General features: G+C 70.0%; 15 protein-coding genes and 1 tRNA gene. 10 read left to right on the plus strand and 6 right to left on the minus strand.

The window, feature by feature from the left end:
- The first annotated feature begins 52 nt into the window (after nucleotides 1-52).
- From gltB to ABCS02_RS24735, 4 genes are all read left to right on the plus strand, one after another.
- The gene (gene gltB, locus ABCS02_RS24720; RefSeq protein ID WP_345838348.1) at nucleotides 53-4,633 is read left to right on the plus strand and encodes a glutamate synthase large subunit; all 4,581 of its coding nucleotides are present in this window, start codon (nucleotides 53-55) and stop codon (nucleotides 4,631-4,633) included.
- Nucleotides 4,626-6,092 carry a glutamate synthase subunit beta gene (locus ABCS02_RS24725; RefSeq protein ID WP_345838349.1) on the plus strand — a complete coding sequence of 489 codons (1,467 nt, stop codon included), beginning with the start codon at nucleotides 4,626-4,628 and terminating at the stop codon, nucleotides 6,090-6,092. Before gltB ends, ABCS02_RS24725 begins: the two co-directional genes overlap by 8 nt.
- A 45-nt stretch (nucleotides 6,093-6,137) precedes the next feature.
- Nucleotides 6,138-7,586, plus strand: coding sequence for a pyruvate kinase (gene pyk / locus ABCS02_RS24730; RefSeq protein WP_345838350.1), 1,449 nt, complete (start codon nucleotides 6,138-6,140; stop codon nucleotides 7,584-7,586).
- A gap of 90 nt (nucleotides 7,587-7,676) precedes the next feature.
- The gene (locus ABCS02_RS24735) at nucleotides 7,677-8,048 is read left to right on the plus strand and encodes an SHOCT domain-containing protein (protein ID WP_345838351.1); all 372 of its coding nucleotides are present in this window, start codon (nucleotides 7,677-7,679) and stop codon (nucleotides 8,046-8,048) included.
- Between the two features lie 6 nt (nucleotides 8,049-8,054).
- Here the strand turns inward: ABCS02_RS24735 and ABCS02_RS24740 are convergent, their stop codons facing one another.
- A complete protein-coding gene (locus ABCS02_RS24740) occupies nucleotides 8,055-8,867 on the minus strand; it encodes a cytochrome c oxidase assembly protein (RefSeq protein ID WP_345838352.1) in 813 nt (270 codons plus the stop codon).
- Nucleotides 8,868-8,906: 39 nt separating this feature from the next.
- Nucleotides 8,907-8,989: transfer RNA gene (locus ABCS02_RS24745), tRNA-Leu, on the minus strand.
- Nucleotides 8,990-9,082: 93 nt separating this feature from the next.
- On the opposite strand from ABCS02_RS24745, the gene ABCS02_RS24750 reads away from it, so the two are divergent.
- On the plus strand, nucleotides 9,083-9,691 hold the full coding sequence (locus ABCS02_RS24750) for a response regulator (RefSeq protein ID WP_345838353.1): 609 nt from the start codon (nucleotides 9,083-9,085) through the stop codon (nucleotides 9,689-9,691).
- Between the two features lie 11 nt (nucleotides 9,692-9,702).
- Here ABCS02_RS24750 and ABCS02_RS24755 read toward each other — a convergent pair whose 3' ends face one another.
- On the minus strand, nucleotides 9,703-10,122 hold the full coding sequence (locus ABCS02_RS24755; protein WP_345838354.1) for a hotdog fold thioesterase: 420 nt from the start codon (nucleotides 10,120-10,122) through the stop codon (nucleotides 9,703-9,705).
- A 63-nt stretch (nucleotides 10,123-10,185) separates the two neighbouring features.
- On the opposite strand from ABCS02_RS24755, the gene polA reads away from it, so the two are divergent.
- Genes polA through ABCS02_RS24770 form a run of 3 tightly spaced genes read left to right on the plus strand, consistent with a single transcriptional unit; the run spans nucleotide 10,186 to nucleotide 15,291 of the window.
- Nucleotides 10,186-12,819, plus strand: a complete 2,634-nt coding sequence (gene polA, locus ABCS02_RS24760; protein ID WP_345838355.1) for a DNA polymerase I — start codon at nucleotides 10,186-10,188, stop codon at nucleotides 12,817-12,819.
- A gap of 28 nt (nucleotides 12,820-12,847) precedes the next feature.
- Nucleotides 12,848-14,521, plus strand: a complete 1,674-nt coding sequence (locus ABCS02_RS24765; RefSeq protein WP_345838356.1) for a DUF885 domain-containing protein — start codon at nucleotides 12,848-12,850, stop codon at nucleotides 14,519-14,521.
- Between the two features lie 2 nt (nucleotides 14,522-14,523).
- Nucleotides 14,524-15,291 carry an SGNH/GDSL hydrolase family protein gene (locus ABCS02_RS24770; protein WP_345838357.1) on the plus strand — a complete coding sequence of 256 codons (768 nt, stop codon included), beginning with the start codon at nucleotides 14,524-14,526 and terminating at the stop codon, nucleotides 15,289-15,291.
- 76 nt (nucleotides 15,292-15,367) lie between these two features.
- On the opposite strand, the gene ABCS02_RS24775 is transcribed toward ABCS02_RS24770, so the two are convergent.
- On the minus strand, nucleotides 15,368-15,856 hold the full coding sequence (locus ABCS02_RS24775) for a DoxX family membrane protein (RefSeq protein ID WP_345838601.1): 489 nt from the start codon (nucleotides 15,854-15,856) through the stop codon (nucleotides 15,368-15,370).
- Nucleotides 15,857-15,858: 2 nt separating this feature from the next.
- Nucleotides 15,859-16,305 carry a DM13 domain-containing protein gene (locus ABCS02_RS24780; RefSeq protein WP_345838358.1) on the minus strand — a complete coding sequence of 149 codons (447 nt, stop codon included), beginning with the start codon at nucleotides 16,303-16,305 and terminating at the stop codon, nucleotides 15,859-15,861.
- A 173-nt stretch (nucleotides 16,306-16,478) separates the two neighbouring features.
- On the opposite strand from ABCS02_RS24780, the gene ABCS02_RS24785 reads away from it, so the two are divergent.
- Both ABCS02_RS24785 and ABCS02_RS24790 read left to right on the plus strand, forming a co-directional pair.
- Entirely contained in the window at nucleotides 16,479-17,174 is a 696-nt protein-coding gene (locus ABCS02_RS24785) for a response regulator transcription factor (protein ID WP_345838359.1), read from the plus strand.
- A complete protein-coding gene (locus ABCS02_RS24790) occupies nucleotides 17,168-18,313 on the plus strand; it encodes a HAMP domain-containing sensor histidine kinase (RefSeq protein ID WP_345838360.1) in 1,146 nt (381 codons plus the stop codon). Before ABCS02_RS24785 ends, ABCS02_RS24790 begins: the two co-directional genes overlap by 7 nt.
- Here the strand turns inward: ABCS02_RS24790 and ABCS02_RS24795 are convergent.
- Nucleotides 18,310-18,888, minus strand: coding sequence for a dihydrofolate reductase family protein (locus ABCS02_RS24795; protein WP_345838361.1), 579 nt, complete (start codon nucleotides 18,886-18,888; stop codon nucleotides 18,310-18,312). The two genes, ABCS02_RS24790 and ABCS02_RS24795, sit on opposite strands and share 4 nt — an antisense overlap.
- Between the last annotated feature and the right edge of the window lie 12 nt (nucleotides 18,889-18,900).

Raw genomic sequence — 18,900 nt, forward strand, 5'->3', positions numbered from 1 at the left:
CCCTCCGGGCCGACGACGTCCCGCCCCCGAGACATCCCTGAGGACGGTACGTATGGCTTCGAGCCCCCCTCATGGCGCTGGCCACCTGGCCACGCTGCCCGCCCGGCAGGGCATGTACGACCCTGCCTTCGAGAAGGACGCGTGCGGCCTTGCGATGGTCGCCACCCTTCGCGGCGAGCCGGGGCACGACATCATCGACCTCGCGCTCACCGCGCTGCGCAACCTCGAGCACCGCGGGGCGATCGGCTCCGACGCCGGCACCGGCGACGGCGCGGGCATCCTGACCCAGATTCCGGATGCGTTCCTGCGGGCGGTCACCGACTTCGAGCTGCCGCCGGTGGGCGAATACGCCGTCGGTCTTGCGTTCCTCCCGCGCGACGAAGAGGCCCGTGCCGAGCAGAAGGCCGGGATCGAGCGGCTCGCCGCGAGCGAGAACCTCGTTGTCCTCGGGTGGCGCGAGGTGCCCACCGAGGAGGAGCACCTCGGCAAGCTCGCGTTCGAGGCCCGCCCGTCCTTCGAGCAGCTCTTCGTGAGCCGTCCCGCGGTCGGCGACGCGCCTGCGCTCTCCGGCATCGCCCTCGACCGCCGGGTCTACCGCCTGCGCAAGCGCGCGGGCCACGAGCTCGGCGCGTACTTCGTGTCGCTGTCGTCGCGCACGCTCGGCTACAAGGGCATGGTCACGACCCTGCAGCTCGAGCCGTTCTACCCCGACCTGCAGGACGAGCGGTTCGCGAGCGAGCTGGCCGTCGTGCACTCGCGCTACTCGACGAACACGTTCCCGTCGTGGCCGCTGGCGCAGCCGTTGCGGATGCTGGCGCACAACGGCGAGATCAACACGGTCAACGGCAACCGGAACTGGATGCGGGCACGCCAGTCGCAGCTCGAGTCCGAATTGCTCGGCGACATCCGTCCGCTGCTGCCCATCTGCACGGCGGGCGCGAGCGACTCGGCGTCGTTCGACGAGGTGCTCGAGCTCCTGACGCTCACCGGCCGGAGCCTGCCGCACGCCATCATGATGATGGTGCCGGAGGCGTACGAGAAGCAGACCGACATCGACCCCGACCTCCGCGCGTTCTACGAGTACCACTCGATGCAGATGGAGCCGTGGGACGGTCCGGCGGCGCTCATCTTCACCGACGGCACGCTCGTCGGCGCCACACTCGACCGCAACGGCCTGCGCCCCGGTCGCTGGACGGAGACGACCGACGGCCTCGTCGTCATCGGCAGCGAGACGGGCGTGCTCGACTTCGCCCCGGAGCGGATCAAGCGCCGCGGCCGCCTGCGCCCCGGACGGATGTTCCTCGTCGACACGGCCGCGGGCCGCCTCATCGAGGACCAGGAGGTCAAGCGCGACCTCGCGACGCTCGCGCCGTGGCAGCAGTGGCTCGACGAGGGCCGGGTCCGCCTCGCCGATCTCCCCGAGCGCGAGCACATCGTGCACCCGGTCGCGTCGATCACGCGCCGGCAGCGCACGTTCGGCTACACGGAGGAGGAGGTCCGCATCCTCCTCACGCCCATGGGCCAGACCGGCGCCGAGCCGCTCGGCGCGATGGGCAGCGACACCCCTGTCGCGGTCCTGAGCGAGCGCCCCCGCCTCCTCTTCGACTACTTCACGCAGCAGTTCGCGCAGGTGACGAACCCGCCGCTCGACTCGATCCGCGAAGAGGTCGTGACGAGCCTCAGCCTTGGTCTCGGCCCCGAGCCGAACCTGCTGAGCTGGGGGGCCGACCACGCCCGCAACGTGACGCTCGACTTCCCCGTCATCGACAACGACGAGCTCGCGAAGATCCAGCACATCGACGCGGCGCTGCACGGGCGCTCGTCCGTCACGATCCGCGGCCTCTACCGCGTCGAGGCCGGTGCCGCCGGCATGGAGAAGCGCATCGCGCAGATGTGCGCCGAGGCCGATCGCGCCATCGAGGACGGGGCGGAGTTCCTCGTCCTCAGCGACCGAGACTCGACCTCCGACCTTGCGCCGATCCCGTCGCTGCTCATGCTCGCCGCGGTCCACCACCACCTCATCCGCAACGAAACGCGGATGAAGGTGGGGCTCGTCGTCGAGGCGGGCGACGTCCGCGAGGTGCACCACGTCGCGACGCTCATGGGCTACGGCGCGTCGGCGGTCAACCCGTACCTCGCGATGGAGACGGTGGAATACCTCGTCCGCGCGGGCTTCATCTCCAATGTCACGCCGCAGAAGGCGGTCAAGAACCTCATCTACGCGCTCGGCAAGGGCGTCCTCAAGATCATGTCCAAGATGGGCATCTCGACCGTGTCGTCGTACGCGGGCGCGCAGGTCTTCGAGGCGATCGGGCTCTCGCAGGAGTTCGTCGACGCGTACTTCACGGGCACCGAGACGAAGCTCGGCGGCGTCGGCCTCGATGTCGTCGCGGTGGAGAACGCCGCGCGGCACGCGTTCGCCTACCCGGAGGATGCCGCAGCGCGCGCGCACGAGCGGCTCTGGACGGGCGGCGAGTACCAGTGGCGCCGTGACGGCTCCCCGCACGTGTTCACCCCGGAGACGGTCTTCCGTCTCCAGCACGCGACGCGCAACCGTCGCTACGACATCTTCCGCGAGTACACGAAGCTGGTCGACGATCAGGCCGCGGAGCTGAAGACGCTGCGCGGGCTGTTCGGCCTGCGCACCGGCCTCCGTCCGCGCGTGCCGATCGACGAGGTCGAGCCGGTGTCGGCGATCGTCAAGCGCTTCTCGACGGGGGCGATGAGCTACGGCTCGATCTCGCGCGAGGCGCACGAGACGCTCGCGATCGCGATGAACAGCATCGGCGCCAAGTCGAACACGGGCGAGGGCGGCGAAGACGTCGACCGCCTGCTCGACCCGTCGCGCCGCAGCGCGATCAAGCAGGTCGCCTCCGGGCGATTCGGGGTCACGAGCCTCTACCTCACCGAGGCGGACGACATCCAGATCAAGCTCGCCCAGGGCGCCAAGCCGGGGGAGGGTGGCCAGCTTCCGCCCACGAAGGTGTACCCCTGGGTGGCGCGCACGCGGCACGCGACGGCCGGCGTCGGCCTCATCTCGCCGCCGCCGCACCACGACATCTACTCGATCGAAGACCTCAAGCAGCTGATCTTCGACCTGAAGCGGGCGAACCCGTCGGCGCGCATCCACGTGAAGCTCGTGAGCCAGTCCGGGATCGGCGCGGTCGCGGCGGGCACGGCGAAGGCCCTGGCCGACGTCATCCTCGTCTCCGGCCACGACGGCGGCACCGGCGCGAGCCCGCTGAACTCGCTCAAGCACGCGGGCACGCCGTGGGAGCTCGGCCTCGCCGAGACGCAGCAGACGCTCATGCTCAACGGCATGCGCGACCGCGTGGTGGTCCAGGTCGACGGCCAGCTCAAGACCGGCCGCGACGTCATCATCGGCGCGCTGCTCGGCGCGGAGGAGTTCGGCTTCGCGACCGCCCCGCTCGTCGTGTCCGGCTGCATCATGATGCGCGTCTGCCACTTGGACACGTGCCCGGTCGGCGTCGCGACGCAGAACCCCGTGCTGCGCGCCCGCTTCGGCGGCAAGCCGGAGTTCGTCGTGAACTTCATGGAGTTCATCGCCCAGGAGGTGCGCGAGTACCTGTCGGAGCTCGGGTTCCGCTCGCTCGACGAGGTGATCGGCCACCAGGAGCTGCTCGACGTGAACGGCGCGATCGAGCATGGGAAGGCGAGCGGCCTCGACCTCACACCGGTCCTGGAGGGCCCGCGGTTCGCGGACGGTGAGCCGCGTCGTCACGGACGCGGGCAGGACCACGAGCTCGACGACCACTTCGACGTGCCGCTCATCGAGCGCGCACAGGACGTGATCGCCCACGGCGGCCACCTCGAGATCGACCTGCCGGTGCGCAACACGGCGCGCGCGGTCGGAACGCTGCTCGGGCACCACGTGACCGCCGCGCACGGCGAGAACGGCCTGCCGTCGAATTCGATCGTCATCAACCTCACGGGCTCCGCGGGTCAGTCGTTCGGCGCGTTCCTACCGGCCGGCATCACGCTGCGCCTCGAGGGCGACTCGAACGACTATGTCGGCAAGGGCCTCTCCGGCGGACAGATCGTCGTGCGCCCGCCGCGCGGCGCCGTGTTCGACGCGTCGCAGAACGTCATCGCGGGCAACGTGATCGGCTACGGCGCGACGCAGGGCACGATGTTCCTCCGCGGCGTCGTGGGGGAGCGGTTCTTCGTCCGCAACTCCGGCGCGACGGCCGTCGTCGAAGGCGTGGGCGACCACGCGCTGGAGTACATGACCGGCGGTCTCGCCGTCATCCTCGGCGACACCGGCCGCAACCTCGGCGCGGGCATGTCCGGCGGAACGGCGTACGTCCACCGCCTCGACGAGTCCCGTGTCAACCGCGAGGCGCTGAGCTCGGGCGAGCTCGTGCTCGACGTGCTCGGTTCGGGCGACGCGGAGATCCTCCGCGATCTCCTCGAGCAGCACGTCGCGGAGACCGACTCGACCCTGGCCGCCGCGATGCTCGCGAACTTCGACGACGAGGTGCTGAACTTCGTCCGTGTTGTCCCGCGCGACTACGCCGCCGTCCTGCAGACCCGGCAGGACGCGGTCGCAGAGGGCCTCGACCCCGACGGCGACGTCGTCTGGAGCCGCATCCTGGAGGTGACGGGTGGCTGATCCCAAGGGCTTCCTCAAGGTCACGGAGCGCGAGCTCCCCGCACGGCGTCCGGTCCCGGTCCGCATCCAGGACTGGCGTGAGGTGTACGAGCCGGGCGACTCGGCCGTGCTCCGCCGTCAGGCCGGGCGCTGCATGGACTGCGGCATCCCGTTCTGCCACCAGGGCTGCCCGCTCGGGAACATCATCCCGGAGTGGAACGACCTCGTGTGGCGGGGCGAGTTCCATACCGCGATCGAGCGCTTGCATGCGACCAACAACTTCCCGGAGTTCACCGGACGCCTCTGTCCGGCGCCCTGCGAGAGCGCCTGCGTGCTCGGCATCAATCAGCCGGCCGTGACGATCAAGCAGGTCGAGGTCTCGATCATCGACGAGGCCTTCTCCCACGGCTGGGTCACGCCGGAGCCCCCGGGGCGCCTCACCGGCAAGACCGTCGCGGTCGTCGGCTCGGGACCCGCCGGCCTGGCCGCCGCGCAGCAACTCACGCGGGCCGGCCACACGGTGGCCGTGTTCGAGCGCGACGACCGCATCGGCGGTCTGCTGCGCTACGGCATCCCGGACTTCAAGATGGAGAAGCGGCACCTCGAGGCGCGTCTGCGCCAGATGCAGGACGAGGGCACGCGCTTCCGCGCGGGCGTCGAGATCGGCACTGACATCCCGTGGGACGAGCTGCGGGCCCGCTACGACGCGGTCATCGTCGCGACCGGGTCCACGATCCCGCGCGATCTGTCGATCCCGGGTCGCGACCTCGCGGGCGTGCACTTCGCGATGGAGTACCTCGTCGAGTCGAACAAGGCCACCGCCGGCGACCAGGTGCCCCACCAGATCTCGGCGGAGGGCAAGCACGTCGTCGTGATCGGCGGCGGCGACACCGGCGCCGACTGCATCGGCACCGCGCACCGTCAGGGCGCGCTGAGCGTGACGAACCTCGCGATCGGCAAGCAGCCGCCCGCGTCGCGTCCCGACTCGCAGCCGTGGCCGATGACGCCGGCGGTCTTCGAGGTGCAGTCCGCCCACGAGGAGGGCGGCGAGCGCATGTTCCTGGCCTCCACGGTCGAGTTCCTCGGCAACGGCGCGGGCGAGGTGCGCGCGCTGCGCGTGGCCGAGACCGAGTACGTCGACGGGCGCCGCGTCCCCAAGAGCGGCACCGAGCGGGAGATCCCCGCCGACCTCGTGCTGATCGCGATGGGCTTCACCGGACCGGATCGCGTCGAGCTCGAGGAGCAGATCGCCGCGCAGTTCACGGACCGGGGCAATCTCGATCGTGATGACGACTTCCAGACCACTGTGCCCGGCGTTTTCGTCGCCGGTGATGCGGGTCGCGGGCAGTCGCTCATCGTCTGGGCCATCGCGGAAGGCAGAGCCGCCGCCGCGCACGTCGATCGCTACCTGATGGGGGAGACGGCGCTGCCAGCACCGGTCAGCCCACGAGACGTGGCTATCGGCCTCCAGCCTGCATAGGCTGGCGGCGCCCCCACATCCCCAGAGCAGCCGGAGCATTCACGAATGAGACGTGCGAAGATCGTCGCAACCCTCGGCCCGGCAACATCCACCTATGAGATGGTCCGCGCGATCATCGACGCCGGGGTGGACGTTGCCCGTTTGAACCTCAGCCACGGCGACTACTCCGTTCATGAGAGCAATCTCGCGAACGTGCGGAAGGCGGCGGAAGACGCGAACCGTCCCGTCGCCGTCCTCGTGGACCTGCAAGGCCCCAAGATCCGCCTCGGCACGTTCGCGGACGGCCCGCACGAACTCGCGGTGGGGGACATCTTCCGGATCACGACGGAGGACGTGCCCGGCACGAAGGACCTCGTCTCCACGACGTTCAAGGGCCTGCCGGACGACGTCAAGCCGGGCGACTTCCTGCTGATCGACGACGGCAAGGTCCGCGTCAAGGTGCTGGACACGAGCGCCACGGTCGTCACGACCGAGGTCGTCGTCGCCGGCACGGTCTCGAACAACAAGGGCATCAACCTGCCCGGAGTCGCCGTGAACGTGCCCGCGCTGAGCGAGAAGGACGAGGCCGACCTGCGCTGGGGCCTTCGCGTCGGCGCGGACCTCATCGCCCTGTCTTTCGTGCGCGACGCGAAGGACGTGCAGCGTGTTCACGTCATCATGGCCGAGGAGGGGCGCCACATCCCGGTCATCGCGAAGATCGAGAAGCCGCAGGCGGTCGACCACCTCGAGGAGATCATCGACGCGTTCGACGGCATCATGGTCGCCCGCGGCGACCTCGGCGTCGAGCTCCCGCTCGAGGCGGTCCCGATCGTGCAGAAGCGCGCGGTCGAGCTCTGCCGCCGGATGGCGAAGCCCGTCATCGTGGCGACCCAGATGCTCGAGTCGATGATCACCAACCCGGTCCCCACGCGCGCCGAGACGAGCGACGTCGCCAATGCGGTGCTCGACGGCGCGGATGCCGTCATGCTGTCCGGCGAGACGAGCGTCGGCGCCTACCCGGTCGTCGTCGTCGAGACGATGGCGCGGATCGTGGAGTCGACCGAGGACCACGGCCTGGAGCGGATCGCGCCGATCAACACGCGACCGCGCACGCAGGGCGGCATCATCACGCTCGCCGCCAACGAGGTCGCCGACTTCGTCGACGCGAAGTACCTCTGCGTGTTCACCGAGTCGGGCAACTCGGCGCGGCGCCTGTCGCGTCTGCGCCCGAAGATCCCGATGCTCGTGTTCGCGCCCGACCCCGCGATCCAGCGCCGCCTGGCCGTCACGTGGGGCATCCGTTCCACCCTCGTGGAGCACGTGCCGCACACCGACCGGATGTTCATCCAGGTCGACGACTACCTGCTGGCCAACGACCTCGCGAAGGTCGGCGACAAGGTCGTCGTCATCTCCGGATCCCCTCCCGGGATCCAGGGGACCACGAACGACGTCCGCGTCCACAAGGTCGGCGACGCGGTGCACGGTGCCGCGCCCATTTATCAGAGCGGGCAATAGCAAGATCCTCGTTCCCCCGGTGTGGCCGCGCTCGCTAAGCTGAGCGCGGCCACACCGCTTTGGGCTCTGGGGAAAGGGACCGTCATGGGCATGGGAATCTGGGACGTCTTCTGGACGATCATCTGGGCGTTCTTCTTCTTCGCCTACCTGTTCGTCCTGGTGTTGATCGTCATCGACGTGTTCCGCGATCACAAGCTCAACGGCTGGTGGAAGGCCGTGTGGCTGCTCTTCCTGATCTTCGTGCCGTTCCTGACGGCCCTCGTCTACGTCATCGCCCGCGGTCGCGGCATGGCGGAGCGCTCCCGCGGCAGCCGCCCGACGACGAGCCCGGCCACCGGCACGTCGGCGACGACGGAGATCGAGCGCGCGAACGCGCTGCTCCAGTCGGGCGCCATCACGCAGGACGAGTTCAACGCCCTGAAGAGCCGCGCCCTCGGCACGCAGTACTTCGGCACATACTGAGCGCGCTCAGTACCGATCCTGGAACCGCGGGTCCGACTGCCACCAGAGGCCGTCTCCCGGCTCCTCCGCGTCGAGCTCAGCATCGATCACGCGCGTCGTGGCAGCGTCCGCCCGCACCCACTGGACCAGCGTCGCGGCGATCATCGGGATCCCGATGACCTCGGCGGTCGCCAGCAGCGCGCCTCCGGTCTTCATGTTCACCAGCAGCATCACGACGATCCCCGGGATCGCGTCGAAGATCCCGTCGAGGAACGCGATGAGCGTCTTCACCCCGGGGGTGGCCCACACCGGCAGCAGATCCTCCCCGAACAGCGGAAGGTTCACGAGCATCCCGGTGACGAACGCGCCGAGCAGCAGGAGCAGCCAGGCGAGCTCGGGGGTCTGCCCGTGCGGCGAGTACCACCGCGACGTCATCGCGATCGTGAGGAACAGCGCGCTGAGGGCGGACGACACGCCCGGATACATGAAGGCGCGGGCGATTCGTCCCCGCAGGAACCGCACCGGCCGACCCCGCACCGTCTCGGCCAGACGGACGGGATCGGCGAGCGCGGCGCCGAGCGGCAGCACCGCAGCGGCCATGCCCACCGCGAGGCCGTCCATCCAGTCGCTCTCGGTCCGCAGCGCCCAAGGTGCCCCGCAGAGCGTCCAGACGGCGAGCAGGCAGGCGAGGAGCCACCACAGCGAACGCCACCGCGACCAGCGGATGCCGCGGCGGCGGAGACGCAGGACGGCGACGAGATAGGCGGCGGCGCAGAGCGCCGGGAGACCGATGCCCCATGGGGTCGGTGCCCACGCGGTGAAGAGATCGGCGAAGGTCACGCATCGAGTATCGCCCCGGCGGCCCTGCTCCGAGGACCGTGCCGGTGGTGGGATTCGAACCCACACGCCCTTTCGGACAGAGCATTTTGAGTGCCCCGCGTCTGCCATTCCGCCACACCGGCCCGAGCGACACTGCGTCCGACCGCCTCCGAACACTACCGCACGCCGCGGACCGGGCACCTCGGTGCCGAGAGGCCATCCTCTAGGATTGACGAGTGACTGAGCAGGAACAGGGTTCGGGGAGCGCTCCGCGACGCGTCGTCGTCGCTGAAGACGAGTCGCTCATCCGGCTGGACATCGTCGAGATCCTCCGCGACAACGGCTTCGATGTCGTCGGCGAGGCGGGCGACGGCGAGACCGCGGTGCAACTGGCGACGGATCTTCGCCCCGACCTCGTCATCATGGACGTGAAGATGCCGCAGCTCGACGGCATCTCCGCCGCCGAGCGGCTCAGCAAGAACCATGTCGCGCCGGTCGTGCTCCTCACCGCGTTCAGCCAGAAGGAGCTCGTCGAGCGGGCGAGCGAGGCGGGCGCTCTCGCGTACGTCGTGAAGCCGTTCACGCCGAACGATCTGCTGCCGGCGATCGAGATCGCGCTGGCGCGCTACGAGCAGATCATCACGCTCGAGGCCGAGGTCGCCGACATGGTCGAGCGGTTCGAGACGCGCAAGCTCGTGGACCGCGCGAAGGGCCTGCTCAACGAGAAGATGGGCCTGAGCGAGCCCGAGGCGTTCCGCTGGATCCAGAAGGCCTCGATGGACCGCCGCCTCACGATGCAGGACGTGGCGAAGGCCATCATCGAGCAGCTGGCGCCGAAGAAGTAACGCGCCCCGGACTACTGCGGCGACAGGTCGCGGATCATGTTGGTGATCCGCACCGTCGAGCACCGTCGGCCCTCGTCGTCGGTCACGATGATCTCGTGCACCGTCAGCGACCGCCCGAGGTGCACGGCCGTGCAGACGCCCGTCACCCAGCCGGAGGTGGCGGAGCGGGTGTGCGTCGCGTTGATGTCGACGCCGACCGCGAGACGCCCGCGCCCCGCGTGGAGGTTCGCCATCATGGAACCCAGCGACTCGCCGAGGACGACGTAGGCCCCGCCGTGTAGGAGGCCGACCGGCTGCGTATTGCCCTCCACCGGCATCCGCGCGACGCTGCGCTCAACGGTGAACTCGACCAGCTCGATGCCCATCTTGTCGGCGAGGGCACCGAGGCCGCGCTGACGGGCCCAGTCGATCCCGCGGATGTCCTCGGTCATGCTGACACCTCGCTCGTTCCGGGCCGGAAAATTCATGACCGACCCCCTCGTTAGGCTGACAGGGTGACGGACTCCGCAAAGCCTACCCTTCTGGTCGTCGACGGCCATTCGCTCGCGTTCCGCGCGTTCTACGCGCTTCCGGTGGAGAACTTCACGACGAAGGACGGGCAGCACACGAACGGGATCTACGGGTTCCTGTCGATGCTCGTGAACCTCATCAAGGCGGAGAAGCCGACGCACCTGGCCGTCGCGTTCGACACGTCGCGGCAGTCGTTCCGCACGCGCGAGTACGCGGAGTACAAGGCGAACCGGTCGGAGACCCCCAAGGAGTTCGTGGGCCAGATCCCGCTCCTGCAGGAGTGCCTCGCGGCGATGAGCATCCAGGTCCTGCAGCAGGAGGACATCGAGGCCGACGACATCCTCGCCACGCTCGCGACGCAGGGAGCCGAGGCCGGTTTCGACGTGCTGGTCTGCTCCGGCGACCGCGACACGATCCAGCTCGTCGACGACCGGGTCACGCTCCTCTACCCGAACGTGCAGGGGGTGTCGCAGCTCAAGCGCTACGACGCGGCCGCCGTGCGGGAGCGGTATGGCGTGGAGCCCGAGCAGTATCCCGACATCGCGGCGCTCGTGGGGGAGACGAGCGACAACCTCCCGGGCGTCCCCAAGGTGGGCGAGAAGACCGCCGTGAAGTGGCTCACCCAGTTCGGCTCGCTCGACGCGCTTCTCGAGAACGCCGACAAAGTCACGGGCGTCGTCGGCAACAACCTCCGCGAGCACCTCGACGACGTGCGGCGCAACCGCGCGCTCAACCGCCTGCTCCGCGATGTCGAACTGCCCCTGAGCCCCGCCGAGCTCGCGGTCGAGCCGATCGACGCGCAGGCGGTCCGCGATATCTTCGCCCGGCTGGAGTTCCGCACACTGCTGCCGCGCGTGTTCGAGGCGGCCGGCGCGATCGACAGCGACGCGGTCACGGCGCCCGCCGTCTCCGCGCCGACGCCCACCGAGCCGGATGCCGCGGCGCTCGCCGCCTGGCTGGCGACGGCTGCCGGCGAGGTCGGCGTCACGCTCGTAGTGCACGGCGGCGTCCCCGCCCGCATCGGACTCGCGACGGCCGAGTCCGCCGTGGAGGCGAACTGGGATGCGGCGTCGGCGGCCGTGCTCGGCCCCTGGCTCGCGGGGGAGTCCCCGAAGATCCTGGCCGACGCGAAGCCCCAGGTGAAGGCGCTGCGCCGCGCGGGCGCCGACCTCGGAGGCCTCGCCTTCGACGCGATCCTGGCGGGCTGGCTCCTGCGTCCGAGCTTCCCCGACAAGAGCCTCGCCGACCTCGTCGACCGCTACCTCGGCGAGAAGCTGCCAGAGGCCGACCCGAACCAGCTCGTGCCCGAGACCGAGGGGGCGACCCCCGGCCAGCTCGCCTGGTACACGCTGCGGGTCAGCGCCGCGTTGCGCGACGAGCTTCCCCCCGAGCTCGGCCGGGTGCTCGACGAGATCGAGCTGCCCACGCTCACGACGCTCGCGGACATGGAGCTCGCGGGTGTCGCGGTCTCGCACGAGAAGCTCTCCGGGTTCTCGGCCGAGCTCGGCATCCGGGCCGACGCCATCGCCGCCGACGCCTACACGGCGATCGGGCGCGAGGTGAACCTGGGGTCGCCGAAGCAGCTGCAGGAGGTGCTGTTCGACGAGCTCCAGCTGCCGAAGACGCGGAAGACGAAGACGGGGTACTCGACGGATGCCGCGGTCCTCGTCGACCTGCAGGAGACCAACCCGCACCCGTTCCTCGACCTGCTGCTGCAGCACCGCGAGGCCACGAAGCTGCGGCAGATCATCGAGTCGCTGGACACGGCGATCCAGCCGGACGGGCGCGTCCACACGACGTACCTGCAGACCGGCAGTCAGACCGGCCGTCTCTCCAGCACCGACCCGAACCTGCAGAACATCCCGGTCCGCACGGAGGAGAGCCGCCGCATCCGGTCCGGCTTCGAGGTGGGCGAAGGCTACGAGACGCTCCTCACGGCGGACTACTCGCAGATCGAGATGCGGATCATGGCGCACCTGTCCGCCGATCCGGGGCTCGTCGAGGCGTTCCGCAGCGGAGAAGACCTGCACCGTTTCGTCGGCGCGCGCGTCTTCTCGGTCGACCAGGCCGCCGTCACGAGCGAGATGCGCACGAAGGTGAAGGCGATGTCGTACGGCCTCGTATACGGCCTGTCCGCGTTCGGCCTGTCGAAGCAGCTGCGTATCGAGCAGGCCGAGGCGCGGGAGCTGATGACGGAGTACTTCGCGCGGTTCGGCGCGGTTCGCGACTACCTGCGGTCCTCCGTCGAGCGCGCCCGGGTCGACGGCTACACCGAGACGATCTTCGGCCGGCGCCGTCCGTTCCCCGACCTCACGAGCCCCAACCGGGTGCTGCGCGAGAACGCCGAGCGCGCGGCCCTCAACGCCCCGATCCAGGGAAGCGCGGCCGACATCATGAAGATCGCGCTGTTCCGCATCCACGACGAGTTCGCCCGTCGCGAGCTGCGCTCCCGCGTGCTCCTGCAGATCCACGACGAGCTCGTGGTCGAGGTCGCGCCGGGGGAGTGGGACGTCGCGGAGGAGGTCGTCCGGGGCCGCATGGGCGACGCCGCCGAGCTGACCGTTCCTCTCGACGTGCAGATCGGCCGAGGGGACGACTGGAACGCCGCCGCCCACTGACGCCCTCGAATTTGCGAGGATGGGGCGCATGAGCGCATCACCCCGTTCGTCGACGCCCATCGATCGGATCGCGGACGCGTGGGTCGACACGGTCGCCCGCCTGTCGCCGACGCTCGCGACGTACATCGGCCGGTCCGAGTACGACGACCGCTTCGGCGACTACTCGCCGACCGGAACCGCCGAGCTCGCCGACGAGGCTCGCGCGACGCTGACCGCCCTGGCGGGCGCGGCGCCGGTCGACGCGGTCGACGAGGTCACGAAGCTCGACCTCGCACGCGAGCTGCGACTCGAGCTCGAGCTGATCGACGCGCGGGCACCGCTGCGCGACCTGAACGTGATCGCGTCCCCGTCGCAGGACATCCGCTCCGTGTTCGACCTCATGCCGACCGTGACGACGGACGACTGGGCGGTCGTCGCCCGCCGCCTCGCCGCCATTCCGGCCGCGATCGACGGGTACGTGGCGACGCTCCGCCAGGGGATCGCGGAGGGCGTGACACCCGCACGACGGCAGGTGACCGAGGTCGCGACGCAGATCGCACGGTACACGGCATCCGACGGCTTCTTCGAGACGTTCGTGACGGGCGCGGCGCCCGAGGACGGCGCACTGCCGGAGAGCCTCGCCCGTGATCTGGCATCCGGCTCCTCCGCCGCGCGGGAGGCCTACGACCAGCTCGCGACGTTCCTCACCGAGGAGCTCGCGGCGCGCGCGACCGAGCGGGACGCGGTCGGCCGCGAGCTCTACGCCTTGCATTCCCGCCGCTTCCTCGGCGCGACGGTCGATCTCGACGAGACGTACGAGTGGGGGCTCGAGGAGCTCGCGCGCATGGTCGCGGAACAGGAAAGCATCGCGGGCGAGATCCTCCCCGGCGCGACCGTGGAGGCGGCCGTCGCGCACCTGGAGGCGGATCCCGCGCGGAGGCTGCACGGCACCGATGCGCTGCAGCGGTGGATGCAGGAGACGAGCGACCGCGCCATCGCGGAGCTCGGCCGCACCCACTTCGACATCCCGGAACCGGTGCGGCGGCTGGAGTGCATGATCGCACCCACGAACGAGGGCGGCATCTACTACACGGGTCCGACCGACGACTTCTCCCGGCCCGGTCGCATGTGGTGGTCGGTGCCCGACGGCGTCGAGGAGTTCGACACGTGGCGGGAGCTCACGACGGTCTATCACGAGGGCGTGCCCGGCCATCATCTGCAGATCGGGCAGGCCGTCTACAACCGCGCCGAGCTCAACACGTGGCGGCGCCTGCTCGGAGGCACGTCGGGGCATGCCGAGGGCTGGGCGCTGTATGCCGAACGGCTCATGCAGGAGCTCGGCTACCTCGACGACCCCGCGGACCGGCTCGGGATGCTGGACGGTCAGCGCATGCGGGCCGCACGCGTCGTCCTCGACATCGGCGTGCACCTGGAGAAGCCCCGCCCCGACGACGGAGGGGCGTGGGATGCCGACTACGCGCTGGCATTCCTCCGCCACAACGTGAACATGCCCGACGAGTTCGTGCGGTTCGAGGTGAACCGCTACCTGGGCTGGCCGGGCCAAGCGCCGTCGTACAAGATCGGGCAGCGCATCTGGGAGCAGCTCCGCGACGACTACCGCGAGGCTCGGGGCGCCGACTTCTCGATGAAGGACTTTCACCGCCGTGCACTCGACCTCGGCGGTGTCGGCCTCGACACCCTCCGCATCGCACTGGCCCGCTGAGCGTGGGAGAGGTTCGGTACGTCGCGATCGGCGACTCGTTCACGGAGGGCGTCGGCGACGAACTGCCCAATGGCACGGTCCGCGGCTGGGCGGACCTCGCCGCCCAGGGCTGGGCGAACGCTCGGGGCGACAGCATCCAGTACGCGAATCTCGCGATCCGCGGCAAGCTCGTCTGGCCGATCGTCGACGAGCAGCTGGAGCCGGCGCTCGCGCTGAAGCCGACGCACCTGTCGTTCAACGGCGGCGGGAACGACATGCTCCGGCCGAGGGCCGACATCGAGCACATCGCCGACGCGTTCGCCCATGCCCTCCGTCGCTGCGACGAGGAGGGCGTGCGGCTCCTGCTGCTCTCCGGCGCGAATCCGTCCGGGCAGCTGCCCCTCCGCCGGCTCATCCAGCGCCGCGGCGACGAGCTCGCGGCCGCCGCCGACCGCCGGATCGCCGCGCGGCCCGACGTCATCCGGTCCTACAACTGGCCCGATCGCACGCTGTCCACCCCCTCGTTCTGGTCGGCGGACCGCCTGCACATGAACGCCCGGGGTCATCACCGCGTCGCCGCCCGACTGCTGGAGGCTCTGGGGCAGACCGCGCCCGCGGAGTGGTGGTCGCTCCCGGACGACGGCGCCGCCACCCACCTCCGCGGAGCCTCCTACTACCGGGAGCACGTGCTGCCCTGGGTGCGGCGACGGCTGACGGGGCGCTCGTCGGGCGACGGCCGGGTCGCGAAGTTCGCGGACTGGGTGACCATCACACCCGCGACCGAGGTATGATCTGACGCCTCGAGTGCCACGCGTACCATGACCTCGGCATCGACAGGCGGACACCTCGCTCGTTCATTCGCACGTGTCACAGCCAGCGCCGGAGGGCCGCGGGGACCGAACGGCGTCGCAGGGCCACGCTCGTGACGGAGTAGCGGGACGCGGCGGGGGCGAAGGTCGCCACGACGGCCGACAGAGCGAGCATGATCGGGTATTCGGCGATGAGCTGATCCGCCAGCCAATAGCTGCAGAGCAACGCCACCGACGCCAGCGCCGCCGGCAGAGTGAAGACGCCGAGGACGAGGGCAATGCCGAGGCAGAGCTCCACGAGGGGCACACCGACGCCGAACACGGCGGGAGCCTGGCCGAGCACGGCGCCGCTGAACAGCTTGTAGAAGTCCGGCACCCTCGGGTTCTGCGCCGCGCTCTGGGAGACGAGCAGGATGTCCGCTGCACCGAAGCCGGCATGGTACTTGAGGAGGCCCTCGTTGATCCATAGCGCCCCGAGGGCGACCCGGAGGAGGGCGGTGAGGATGGCCGCCGTCCTCCTCCCGGCCTGGGGCCGCAGGGTGGTCATCGTCACCGTGACAGCGGTGCCGCGCCGAAGACGGCCTTCGCTTTGTCACAGTGCTCGACGAGATCGGTGTACTTCGACGCGTCCACGCCACCGGGGAGCGTGAAGGTCTGCGAGGCGGTGTTGTAGGAGACCGAGCTGATCTCGACGCCGGCGGTCACGTCCGCCTCGGTCGTCCCATTGGTGAGGTAGAGGTGGAGGTCGGGGCCCTGGTCGGAGGAGAAGCCGGAGAGTGCCAGCGTGTTGCCCGTAATCGTGACGGTGCCGACCGCGTTCTTGCCGTTCTCGCCCTGGAACGTGCCGACGAGCTTCACGGTCGACGTCGGCGCGGCCGCCGTGGCCTGCGCGGTGCCCGCGGCGTTCGCGCCTCCGGACGCGGAGGCGCAGCCGGTGAGGGCGATCGCCAGAGCCGCTGCTGCGGTGCCACCGGAGAGAAGTGCCTTCATGCGCATGATGTGTGTCCTGTTCCTGGTCGATCCGAGACGGCCGCCTCGTGCGGCCTTCGGCCAGTGAAGCAATTGGGCGGTCCCGATCCGGCGAAGGTTTCAACCCCGTAAGCGCATCTTGCAGAGCCGTAAGAAGCGGCGGCGGCACGGGCCGGGTGCGGCGGCTTACCCTCGAAGACATGCAGACAGGAGCCCGGATCACGGTCGTCGAGGATGACCCCGCCGTGCGCACGGTGGTCGCCGATCACCTGCGCGCTGCCGGATGCGAGATCCAGCAGTTCTCCGACGGCGCGGCCGCATGGGAGGGTGTCCAGGCGCGGATGCCGGATCTGCTGATCCTGGACCGGATGCTTCCCGGCATCGACGGCGATGAGCTGTGTCGGCGCATCCGCGAGAGGTCTCGGGTACCGATCATCATGCTCACGGCCCTCGACAGCCTCGAGCATCGCATCGAGGGCCTGGAACACGGCGCCGACGACTATCTCGGCAAGCCCTTCTCCCTGCGTGAGCTGCAGCTACGCGTGAACGCGCAGTTGCGTCGCAGCAGCGCAGCCGTGCCCCTCACATTCACTGCCGGGCGCTTCCGCATCGATCCCGCGCATCGACGTGTGTGGGCGGGGGAGAAGGAGGTCGCTCTCACCGCCCGCGAATACGAACTGTTCCTCTACCTGGTCCGCAATCCCGACCGGGTCGTCAGCCGTGAGGAGATCCTGCGCGAGGTGTGGCAGTGGGCCTTCGGTGACGCCTCCACGGTGACCGTGCACGTGCGGCGTCTTCGCGAGAAGATCGAGCCCGACCCCCGAATCCCGTCCTTCCTGCACACCGAGTGGGGTGCCGGCTACCGCTTCACCGTCCAGGACGGCGCCCGATGCTAGCCGCGCCCCAGTTGCTGCTCATCGCCCTCACCACTCTCGCCGCAACGGCCGTCGTGACGGCGCTGACGCTGCTCGTGCTGCACCTCGCGCGACACGGCGGCACCGGCGTCCGCGTCGCGATCGTCGTGGGCGGAGCGCTCCTGTCGGTGATCGCGTCTTCCATCGCCGTGGCACAGCAGATGTACCTCGAAGACCACGACGTCATCGTCCTCACCTGGGTCATCGCCATCTCCGCTGCAATGAGCATGTCCTCGACCTGGATCGTCACCGGCCGCAGCGTCCGCGCATCCGTCGCCGCGCTCGTCGGCGACGCCCGGCGCCTGGGCGATGGCGACCTCGTCACTCCGGCGGACACGGGATGGCGTGAGCTCGACGAGGTCTCCGCCGAGCTCTCCGACGCCTCGCGGCGCCTCGCCGAAGCGCGTGCACAGATCACCGAGCTCGATACGGCACGCCGCCAGTTCTTCGCGTGGATCTCGCACGACCTGCGTACTCCGCTGGCCGGCATGGCAGCCATGGCGGAAGCCCTGGAGGAGGGGACCGCGCCGGATCCGGTCGCCTATGCGCGCGTCATCCGCACGAAGGTCGACACCGTGAACCAGATGGTCGGCGACCTCTTCGAGCTGTCCAAGCTGCAGACCGGAACGCTCGAACTGCATCCCCAGCCCGTAGTCCTCCTGGACCTGGTGAGCGACGCCGTGGCCGATATCCAGGCGCTCGCCACCGCCCGGAACATCGCCATCGACCAGGACGGCGTCGACGGTCACCTAATCTGGGCCGACCCGCGGGAGCTCACCCGCGCGATCGGCAATCTGCTGGCGAACAGCCTGCGACACGCCCCGGACGACAGCACCGTCCTGGTCCGCGGGGACACGGTCGGTGGTACGCAACTCGTCCTCAGCATCATCGACCAGGGGCCGGGTGTCGCTGCCGAGAACTTCGGTCACATGTTCGACATCGGCTGGCGCGCCGATACGGCACGTACCAGCGACCACCGCGGCGGGACGACGGGGGGCGCAGGGCTCGGCCTCGCCATCGTCCGCGGCATCGTCGAGGCCCACGGTGGCACGGTCGAGGCCCGGCAGTCGGACGCCGGCTTCCAGCTCGACCTTCGGCTCCCCATCGGTCCCGCCTCCTAACCGCGCGACGGATCGGCGACCGGCGCGACCGCGAAGCGGAGCTCCGCGAAGGACCCGGCCCGCTCGGCCGAGACGAGCGAGAGCCGGTCGGCGAGCAGCGTCCGGGGGAGGAGCGGCTGGCCGGCGCCCAGGGTCACCGGCGCGATCGACACGCGGATCTCGTCGAGCAGGCCCGCGTCCGCGAACTGGCCCACCAGATCGCCCCCGCCGACCACCCACACATCACGATCGCCCGCGCTCGCGGCGATCTCCGGCCAGGCGTCGGCCACGGCGCCTCGCCGCAGCTGGATCGTCGGGCGCGCGATCGGCAGATCCCGCGTCGTGAACACCCACGTCGAGCGATCGCCGTAGTAGGTATTCCAGGTCTCCGGGTGCGCGCCCAGATCCTGCTCGCGGTAGACCCAGTCGTACGTCGAGGAGCCCAGGACGAGCGCCCCGATGCCGTCGAGGAAGGCAGGGAAGGCGGACTCGGCGTCCTCTGCGCCGGGGACGTCGAAGAGCCACTGCAGGGAATGGTCGGTCGTCGCGATGAAGCCGTCGAGGCTCGTGGCGGTGTTGTAGATCACGCGGGGCATGCGCCCGACGCT

Source organism: Microbacterium sp. X-17, assembly GCF_039615055.1.

Bases quoted from the DNA above. Each gene is read 5' to 3' on its own strand.
- gltB (WP_345838348.1), top strand. From the start codon at position 53: ATGGCTTCGAGCCCCCCTCATGGCGCTGGCCACCTGGCCACGCTGCCC.
- pyk (WP_345838350.1), top strand. From the start codon at position 6,138: ATGAGACGTGCGAAGATCGTCGCAACCCTCGGCCCGGCAACATCCACC.
- ABCS02_RS24735 (WP_345838351.1), top strand. From the start codon at position 7,677: ATGGGAATCTGGGACGTCTTCTGGACGATCATCTGGGCGTTCTTCTTC.
- ABCS02_RS24755 (WP_345838354.1), bottom strand. From the start codon at position 10,122: ATGACCGAGGACATCCGCGGGATCGACTGGGCCCGTCAGCGCGGCCTC.
- ABCS02_RS24765 (WP_345838356.1), top strand. From the start codon at position 12,848: ATGAGCGCATCACCCCGTTCGTCGACGCCCATCGATCGGATCGCGGAC.
- ABCS02_RS24775 (WP_345838601.1), bottom strand. From the start codon at position 15,856: ATGACCACCCTGCGGCCCCAGGCCGGGAGGAGGACGGCGGCCATCCTC.
- ABCS02_RS24780 (WP_345838358.1), bottom strand. From the start codon at position 16,305: ATGCGCATGAAGGCACTTCTCTCCGGTGGCACCGCAGCAGCGGCTCTG.
- ABCS02_RS24785 (WP_345838359.1), top strand. From the start codon at position 16,479: ATGCAGACAGGAGCCCGGATCACGGTCGTCGAGGATGACCCCGCCGTG.
- ABCS02_RS24790 (WP_345838360.1), top strand. From the start codon at position 17,168: ATGCTAGCCGCGCCCCAGTTGCTGCTCATCGCCCTCACCACTCTCGCC.
- ABCS02_RS24795 (WP_345838361.1), bottom strand. From the start codon at position 18,888: ATGCCCCGCGTGATCTACAACACCGCCACGAGCCTCGACGGCTTCATC.